Source organism: Pelosinus sp. sgz500959 (assembly GCF_042610375.1).
Lineage (GTDB): Bacteria > Bacillota > Negativicutes > DSM-13327 > DSM-13327 > CTSoil-075.
The window spans coordinates 45619-54740 of the sequence record NZ_JBGJZL010000020.1 but is presented as its reverse complement, the minus strand read 5'-3'; the positions used below and the strand labels follow the sequence as shown (position 1 = coordinate 54740).

The window sequence follows — 9122 nt, the reverse complement described above, 5'->3', positions numbered from 1 at the left end:
AAAACGAGTACGGCACACCTGGCTTATTTTAACTTTACTTACATTGTTTAGTTTTCAAAGAACACCCGACCATCTTTCGACAATCGCACCACCGTTTCTCACAGCGGATCTTTATTGTAACACATCCACAACTTTATGTCAACATGTTATTTTTGCTTTTCGTTGTCAGCCGTGCTGGCAACTCATTTATAATACCATATTCAATTATACATGTCAATTTTTTTTGCAATTTATTTCTATCTTTTTATTTGTCTTCTCCCTTAAGTACTGTTACCTTCTATTTATATGTTATAATGGTCTAAATTTATAGTATATAAATAGATAATAGGAAAGTCCCATTTATAAGGTAATAAAATTATAAAAAATAGGTGATATAGATGAAAGCAATTATTGGTGCCTTGACTATTCTTTGCTTTTTACTCATTTTTGCTAATGGTTATAATGATAGCAACGTTCCTTATATTGATTTTAGCCAATCGTCAGAAAATACATCCATTATGAATAAAGCAGATTCAGATCAACGTCCGATCTTAATTGCGTTAGCCTCTGTCATGTCGCCACACGAAACGATTGGTTATTATCGAAAGATAGCTGACTATGTTTCACATAAGACAGGTCGTCAAGCCATACTGGTTCAGCGTAAGACCTACGCGGAAGTTAATATGTTACTTGCTAATGGAGATGTTGATATTGCCTTCTTATCAACGGGTGCTTATAGTTCTTACCGCGGTATGAATGAAATTGAGTTATTAGTCATGGCTGAGCATTTGGGTAATTCTTTATATACTGCTGAAATTATTGTTCATAAAGACAGTACTATTCAAAGCATTCAAGATTTAAAAGGTAAGGTTTTTGCCTTTACTGATCCTCTTAGTTATTCTGGTCATATGGCGATTGAAGAATATCTAAGACAAAAAAATACCATTCCAGAAAAATTTTTCAATCGCTATTTTTATACTTATAGCCACGATAAATCCATATGGGCAGTCGCGAATAAAATTGCAGATGGTGCCAGTTTTGATAGCCAAATTTATGAGTATACAAAAGAAAAAACTCCAGAGCTTGCGGCAAATGTTCGCATTATCGATTCAATTGGTTCAGCCCCAACAGGTCCTATTGTCATCAATAAAAAGATTAAAAATGAACAAAAAGAGCAGCTGCGTCATATTTTCCTGACAATGAGTGAAGATCCTGAAGTATCTGAAGCCATGCAAGGTCTAGTGATTGACAAATTTATTGTACCAACCCCCGAACTTTATGCGCCGTTACGCAATTTATATGATCGGACAAGTGTGATCTTATGAGATGGCTAAGGCAATTGAGTATTTATTATAAAATCAATGGTATTATCATTGGTATGTTATTATTACTAAGCCTTGTGATTGGTATTATTATGATCAAAACCACCTCAAAACTACTTGAACAACAAATTGAGCAACGAGGTGTTGAAGTCGGTACTTATATTGCTGCGTTGAGTAGCAATGATATCTTACTTGATGATCATTACGCTTTATTTGATCGCATTAACAAAACAAAAAATAATCGGGAAGATGTACGTTATATTTTAATTACAGATTCTGTCGGTGGTATCATTGCTAATACTTTCGCGGGCAATTTACCAAAAGGTTTACCAATGACGTCCCAAAACAAGAGTGATGGATCTTTGCCCTTAGATAATACATCAAAAAATAATGGTGAATACCATGTTATTAAAATGAATAGTAATGAGGGACCTCTACGAGAAATTGTTGTTCCAATCGAGAATGGAGCCATTGGTTTTGTACGTGTCGGAATGTCAGAAAATAGTACACAACAATTATTAAATAAAAAACTAGATGAATTTTTTATTACTACTTTTTTAATTTGCTTATTAGCAGTATTTGGTGCCACTCATCTGGCCTATGTCATTATCTATCCATTACGTAGTTTAACCAATGCTACAAAACAAATACAACTTGGGAATTTTTCTGTGCAAGCTGAAGTAAAAGGAGGAGATGAAGTCGGCCATCTGACTACAGTTTTTAATGAAATGGTCAGTAGCCTCCAAGAAAAAGACTTTGAAAATAAGCATTTACTAAAAGAACTAAGAGAAAAAGAAGCCATGCGAACAATTTTAATGAATAAACTTTTTACAATTCAAGAAGAAGAGCGTAAACGTATTTCCCGGGAATTACATGATGAAACAAGCCAATCATTGGCATCCTTACTCGCTTATATGAAAGTATTGCTCTCGAAATTAACAGATGATAATCAAAAAGAGTTATTACTGGGTGCCCGCGATGTAGCAATTAATGTATTGGATGGTTTACGAAAAATGGCTGTTGAACTTCGTCCTCCAGTGCTAGATGATCTAGGAATTATTGCTGCCATTGGCAAATATATTAATCATTTTAGTACTCAGCACAATATTCCTATCTATTTTTCGCCTCCTGATGACAAGTTAATGATCGGCAATGATATTTCATTGGCATTATACCGTATTTTGCAAGAAAGCCTAACTAATATTTATAAACATGCCTGTGCGACTGAAGTAAATGTTACATTGAGAAAAAGTCCAACTACAATTTCACTGATTATTGCCGATAATGGCTTGGGTCTTCGCCCTGGAGAGTTAGAATCGGCTCGTCTAAATAATCGCCTCGGTGTATATGGTATGAAAGAACGTGTAGAGTTATTAGGTGGTAGTTTTAATTTCCATTCTATTAGTGGAAACGGAACAATCATTACAGTCATATTACCGATTACAAATTTGGAGTGAAGATACAATGAAATCTAAAATTAAAATTATCTTAGTAGATGATCATTCTGTTCTTAGAGCTGGTCTAAAGTTATTACTCAATAATGAGCCAGATTTTATCGTAATTGGCGAAGCATCAGATGGAGAAGGCGCTCTTAATTTATTACGATCTACGCCAGCCGATGTACTTATTATTGATTTATCTATGCCTAATATGGGAGGACTTGAATGTATTAAAGAAATTCAAAGTCGTGGATATGCAATTAAGATCTTAGTACTAACTATGTATGATGATGAACAATATATCAAAGAAGTCATGCGTTCTGGCGCCTTAGGATATGTTGAAAAACATGCTTTAGATACAGAATTATTTGATGCTGTAAAAACAGTATCAAATGGTCAACGTTACTTAAACCCTCAGAATGCACAAATGCTTCTCAATAGTCTTTTAACCGATACGCCCCAAGAAAATTCTCTAAGTCCTTATATTGTATTGAGTTCTCGTGAGCGCGAAGTACTAAAACTCATGGTCAGAGGACATTCAATGAGTAAAATTGGTGAATTTCTCTGCCTCAGTGTAAAAACAGTCGATACTTATAAGACACGTATGATGGAAAAATTAAATTGCACACAAAAAAGTCAATTAGTTGAATACGCCCTTAAATATGATTTGCTTCCAGCGAAAAAGGAGTAGGGATTTTCCTACTCCTTTTAGCTGGAAGTTTGATTTTTTTATTATAAAATAATTAAAAAATAAGGATTATGATTTCGAATTTTATTCAAAATCATAACCCTTATTTTATTAATGTAGACTTTTAAAATTTAATCTTTTACTTTCGCATTCCAGACACAAGCAGCTAATAAGAATGATATGACTGCAGATCCTACCCAAAAGTCAGCAGCAAGAGCAAAATCATAGATTTTTTTACCATTAACAATTGTCATATGGGAATTAATTAAATAACCGCTGATAACTTCTTGGGCCGCAGCACCACCATAACTGAGTAAGCCAATCATACCCATTGCGGCGCCCGTAGCACGTTTAGGACAAATATCAACCGCCATCAAACCACCAAGGTAACAAACAAGTGCCCCCATCGTAAAACCATACAGAACCATACTACCCATATCAACCCAATAACTAGCAGGTGCCCATACAAAAGCTGCGACTGAAATAGCATATAAAATACCATAAATCAAAGCGGGTAAATTACGTTTTTGATTAAAGAACTTATCCGAGATCATGCCACAAGTAAGAGAACCAAAAATTCCAGCAAACTGCATAACAGATAGTACCCCACTAGCACCCATGGTTGTATAGCCTTTTGCTTCTGTTAGATAAATAATACCCCAGCTTTCAATAGCATAACGAGCAATATAACAAAATAAGCTTGACATACCAAGTATCCAGACGGCAGGACGTTTTACAACTTCCCATTGTAGGCTTCCAACAGATTTATCTTTTTCAACGATAGCAGCGTGGTCATTTTTAAAATCTGCAACATTTGGCAAACCACGAGTCTCTGGTCGATCAGACATAAAGAAGTAAATGAGGATGGAACCGATAGCACAAACGATACCTGGCATAATAAAACCCATTTTCCATCCATAAGCTCCTACGATAGCCGCAGTTGCTACATAAGTAAAGGCTGCACCAAGATTATGACTGGTAAACCAGACTCCATAGAAAGTACCTCGTTCTTTATTACTAAACCATTGATTTAAAGCAACGATACAAGGACCTGCACCAAAAGACTGAAACCAACCATTGATTCCCCATAATACGACTAGGGGAGTAAATTCATTACAAAAACCCATAATTACAGTAATAATCGATGATAGAAAAAGTCCAAGAGCAAAGAAACGTTTAATATTTAATCGATCGGCTAAAAAACTGTTTGTAAACTTACCAAGACCATAGGTAGCAAAAAATACTGATCCCATAATACCAAGTTGTTGGGCGTCTAATACCCCTGATGCCATTAATGGTTTTTTGATAACCGAGAAATTAAGTCGTAAAACGTAAAATAATGCATATCCTAAGGTAATCGATGTGAAAACTTGCCAACGTATCTTATTAAAAACCGTTGCAATTTGGCTTTGATCGCCAGTCATTAAGGGTTTATCCTTACCTGTCATAAAAAGCTTAAAAATATCTTCTAACATTTTGCACCTCATTTATTTTTTTAAGTAGGATACTAAGGAGTATAATCCTTTTTAAGGATTAATACGCTGAGTCTCCGCCATTCGCTAATGTTTTAGTCGTACCACTGACCATCTTAGTACCTGTATAATAAAGCATTCCAGGAGTTGGAGCAGGTACTTTGATACCTTTCTTAATTAAGAAGTTACGAAGTACTTCTGGTTTATCAGAAATCATACCATCAACACCCATATTCAAAAGTGATTCCATAGCATTTTCATTATTTACAGTCCAAGGAACAATTTTCATATTTAATTTGTGCGCTTCAGTTACTAATTCAGGCGTCACTTCTTCCCAATAAGGAGAAACGACATCTGCATTGATTGCCTTAGCAGCTTTTACATAATCACCTTTGAAATCATCAATATCAAGGCCACCCATCCAAGGAGATTTACCAGGTACACCAACTTGGCGATAAAGCCCATCAGGTCCCCATGATGCTTGTTCACAGGTTAATGCTACAAGAGTAATATTTTCATCGATCTTACGGACTTCTTGAAGTGTTTTCCAATCGAAGGATTGAATTGTTACACGATTTTGCATATGATATTTTTTAACAACTTCCATGACTTTTTGTGCGAAAAACTTAGGAGAAGGGTTAAGTGGATCAACAGGATCTACGTAAGATTTAGTTTCAATATTGAACTTAACATCTTTATTACCATACGCAATCGCCAATTCAAAAACTTCATTCAAAGTTGGTACACGGGTTCCAGGAACGGATAATTGAGTTAATCCATGTCCCTCATAATAACTACCGGCTGCAGGATTCATTGTACCCATATCATAAGCTTTGATTTCGGCAAGAGTCATGGCCCTCATATCAGGTTGCTCACCATCAACTACGTAATTGCCATGGGGATCTTTGGCAAGGTGAGTTTCTAATTTAGGATTATGGCTGATTACTAGATAACCATCTTTTGTTAATTGCATATCCATTTCTAAAGTACTAACACCCAAATTCATAGCATAGGCAAATGCTGGAAGGGTATTTTCGGGACGAGCATCACGACCACCGCGATGGGCTTGTAAGTCAAAACCGCTTACTGTGGCTTTTGCTGATGCATCAGGCATATAAATACTTGATACGAGTACTGCAGCAACTCCTGCGATTAAAAAATGTTTCCAATTTTTTTTTTATTTTTCATACACATCATCTCCATTTGTTTGTTGTAGAAAAACTATAATTAAATTATTGCATTATAATGAAAAATTAGGTATCAGTAAAATTTCTGATTTTTTAGTAAGAAAAATAACTTTATTTCATGTAAGAAAAAAACTTACATGAATTTCTTTGTTATTATTTATATGAGCACGAAGAATTTGTATGATGAAAATAATAACAAGAAAAGACTTGGCTTGTGCCAAGTCTTTTCTCATAGATAAACCACTTAATCATATGTAATTTCTCATTCTATAAAAAAACGACAAACTGGCCTTAGCCAATTTGTCGTCTTACTATTATTTACTTGATGTAAGATAAATCAATCTGTATCTGATTTTTTCTCCACAGCAGCCAGTGCCACTACTTTATCTTTATCGCCAGTTTTCATTAGCTTGACACCTTGGGTATTACGGCTAATAACAGAAATATCATCAATATCAATACGAATTACAATACCATCGCTACTGATCAACATTAGTTCCTGTCCAGGGCGTACGACCTTAATACCAACAACTTGGCCAGTCTTATCAGTGACTTTTGTATTAATAATCCCTTTACCACCACGTTTTTGATCGCGATACTCACTGACAGGTGTACGTTTTCCATAACCTTCCTCGGTGACTGTTAATACTTCGCCATCTGCTTTTAGCGTATCCATGCCAACGACGCCATCACCTTCATGTAAATTAATACCTTTTACACCGCGTGCTGTACGTCCCATATGACGAACATCTGTTTCTGGGAAATAAATGGCAAGACCATCACGTGTCCCCATCAAGACATGTTGTTCACCATTTGTCAATTTCACACCAATCAAATCATCATCTTCATCCAATGAAATAGCAATTAATCCTGTTTTACGAGCTGTATTAAACTCCATAAGTTCAGTTTTCTTAACAATACCTTTTACTGTAGCCATAAATAAATAGCGAGTATTGGAAAACTCTCGAATTGGAATCACAGCCGTAATTCGTTCTTGTCCTTCAAGAGGAAGAAGGTTGACAATTGATGTACCTTTAGATGTGCGACTTGCTTCAGGTATTTCATAACCTTTTAGTCGATAAACTCTTCCGCGGTTGGTAAAGAATAAGATATTATGATGTGTTGTTGTGACAAATAAATGCTCAACAAAATCTTCTTCCTTAGTGCCCATGCCGGCTACACCACGACCACCACGTTTTTGATTACGATATGTATCAACTGGTAAGCGCTTAATATAGCTAGAATGAGTCAAAGTTAATACAATATCCTCTTCAGCAATTAAATCGCCAACGTCCATATTGGATGTATCATTTGTAATCATCGTACGGCGATCATCGCCAAAACGTTTTCTTACATCTAATAATTCTTCTTTAATAATATTCAACACTTTTTGATCATCCATTAACACAGATTCTAACCATTCAATAAGCGCTAAAAGCTCTTTATATTCATTTTCAATTTTTTCCCGTTCCAAACCAGTCAAGCGTTGAAGACGTAAATCTAAAATGGCTTGAGCTTGTTTTTCACTTAAATCAAAACCATCAATCAAAGCGTTACGAGCGATCTCTACATTATTCGAACTACGAATAGTCTGAATGACTGCATCGATATGATCAAGGGCTATTTTTAAACCTTCTAAGATATGAGCTCTTGCTTTGGCTTTTGCAAGTTCATAATTAGTCCTTCTTATAATCACTTCTTTTTGATGTTCAATATAATAATAAAGTACTTCTCTTAAGTTTAGAACTTGCGGCCGTGACTCAACTAAAGCCAACATAATAATGCCAAAAGCATCTTGCAATTGAGTATGTTTATATAATTGATTTAAAATAACATCAGCATTTGCATCACGTCTAAGTTCGATCACAATGCGCATACCATTACGATCACTCTCATCTCGAAGATCAGTAATGCCATCAACGACTTTGTCTCTTACTAAATCGGCAATTTTTTCAATCAACCTAGCTTTGTTAACCTGATAAGGGATTTCATTCACTATAATCCTTGGTTTACCATTAGCCATTTTATCAATGCGTGTTTTAGCCCGCATTTTAACAACACCACGTCCAGTGGTATAAGCAGATCGAATTCCTTCTTCACCTAAAATAAGACCACCAGTAGGAAAATCGGGGCCTTTGATCGCTGTCATGAGTTCTGGAATTGTCACATCAGCATTGTCAATCATCATGATGGTCGCATCAACAACTTCCCGCAAATTATGGGGAGGAATATTAGTCGCCATACCAACTGCAATACCCGCTGAACCATTGACTAAAAGATTAGGTATTTTAGATGGTAAAACTTTAGGCTCTTCTAATGATTCATCATAATTGGGACGAAAATCAACTGTATCTTTTTCGATATCAGCCAACATTGCTTCAGCAACTTTAGACATTCTAACTTCAGTATAACGCATGGCTGCCGCTGAATCACCATCAACAGAACCAAAATTCCCATGCCCGTCCACCATCAAATAGCGAGTAGAAAAATTTTGAGCCAAACGTACAATAGCATCATACACTGAACTATCACCATGAGGATGATATTTACCTAATACTTCACCGACAATACGTGCTGATTTCTTATAGGGTTTATTAGATGCCATACCAGCCTCATGCATTGCATATAAAATACGACGATGCACGGGCTTTAGACCATCACGCACATCAGGCAATGCCCGCATGACAATAACACTCATGGCATAATCAATATACGAACTTTTCATTTCATGTTCAATACTTATCGGTAATACTTTACCTAAGCCAAAATCCACATTCTCACCTCAAAAACACAATTTTAAATTGTGATAATACCTTAGCCATTCTTACAATCATGAAGTTCGATCATGATGGGATTCCAAGCACATCCTAATCTCATGATTGTAAAACATATTATTTAATTGCTAATTATTTATTATACCATATAATTTCACCATATCAAAAAAATCCTTTTAAAGACCACCAATAATACTAGTATTTAATCATCACCAAAGTTTAAATTTTACATATATTACTTCAGATAGAATTATTGATTAC

The 9122-nt window shown here is 35.5% G+C and carries 6 protein-coding genes; 3 read left to right on the top strand and 3 right to left on the bottom strand.

Annotation, left to right across the window (positions count from 1 at the left end; translation table 11 throughout):
* Nucleotides 1–377 precede the first annotated feature (377 nt).
* The 3 genes from phnD to ACAN52_RS20480 are packed head-to-tail and all read left to right on the top strand — an operon-like array spanning nt 378 to nt 3431.
* Entirely contained in the window at nt 378–1304 is a 927-nt protein-coding gene (phnD, locus tag ACAN52_RS20490) for a phosphate/phosphite/phosphonate ABC transporter substrate-binding protein (RefSeq protein ID WP_378956946.1), read from the top strand.
* A gap of 14 nt (nt 1305–1318) precedes the next feature.
* Nucleotides 1319–2758 (top strand): ATP-binding protein, encoded by a 1440-nt coding sequence (locus ACAN52_RS20485; RefSeq protein WP_378956945.1) that lies wholly within the window; start codon nt 1319–1321, stop codon nt 2756–2758.
* Between the two features lie 7 nt (nt 2759–2765).
* Nucleotides 2766–3431, top strand: coding sequence for a response regulator (locus ACAN52_RS20480; RefSeq protein WP_378956944.1), 666 nt, complete (start codon nt 2766–2768; stop codon nt 3429–3431).
* A gap of 128 nt (nt 3432–3559) precedes the next feature.
* On the opposite strand, the gene ACAN52_RS20475 is transcribed toward ACAN52_RS20480, so the two are convergent.
* The 3 genes from ACAN52_RS20475 to gyrA form a co-directional block, all read right to left on the bottom strand.
* A complete protein-coding gene (locus tag ACAN52_RS20475) occupies nt 3560–4903 on the bottom strand; it encodes an MFS transporter (RefSeq protein ID WP_378956943.1) in 1344 nt (447 codons plus the stop codon).
* 58 nt (nt 4904–4961) lie between these two features.
* The gene (locus ACAN52_RS20470; protein WP_378956941.1) at nt 4962–6014 is read right to left on the bottom strand and encodes a glycerophosphodiester phosphodiesterase; all 1053 of its coding nucleotides are present in this window, start codon (nt 6012–6014) and stop codon (nt 4962–4964) included.
* A gap of 410 nt (nt 6015–6424) precedes the next feature.
* Entirely contained in the window at nt 6425–8860 is a 2436-nt protein-coding gene (gene gyrA, locus ACAN52_RS20465; RefSeq protein WP_378956939.1) for a DNA gyrase subunit A, read from the bottom strand.
* Between the last annotated feature and the right edge of the window lie 262 nt (nt 8861–9122).

Coding starts and splice junctions, on each gene's coding strand:
- ACAN52_RS20470 (WP_378956941.1), bottom strand. CDS start 6,014: ATGCCTGATGCATCAGCAAAAGCCACAGTAAGCGGTTTTGACTTACAA.
- ACAN52_RS20480 (WP_378956944.1), top strand. CDS start 2,766: ATGAAATCTAAAATTAAAATTATCTTAGTAGATGATCATTCTGTTCTT.
- phnD (WP_378956946.1), top strand. CDS start 378: ATGAAAGCAATTATTGGTGCCTTGACTATTCTTTGCTTTTTACTCATT.
- ACAN52_RS20475 (WP_378956943.1), bottom strand. CDS start 4,903: ATGTTAGAAGATATTTTTAAGCTTTTTATGACAGGTAAGGATAAACCC.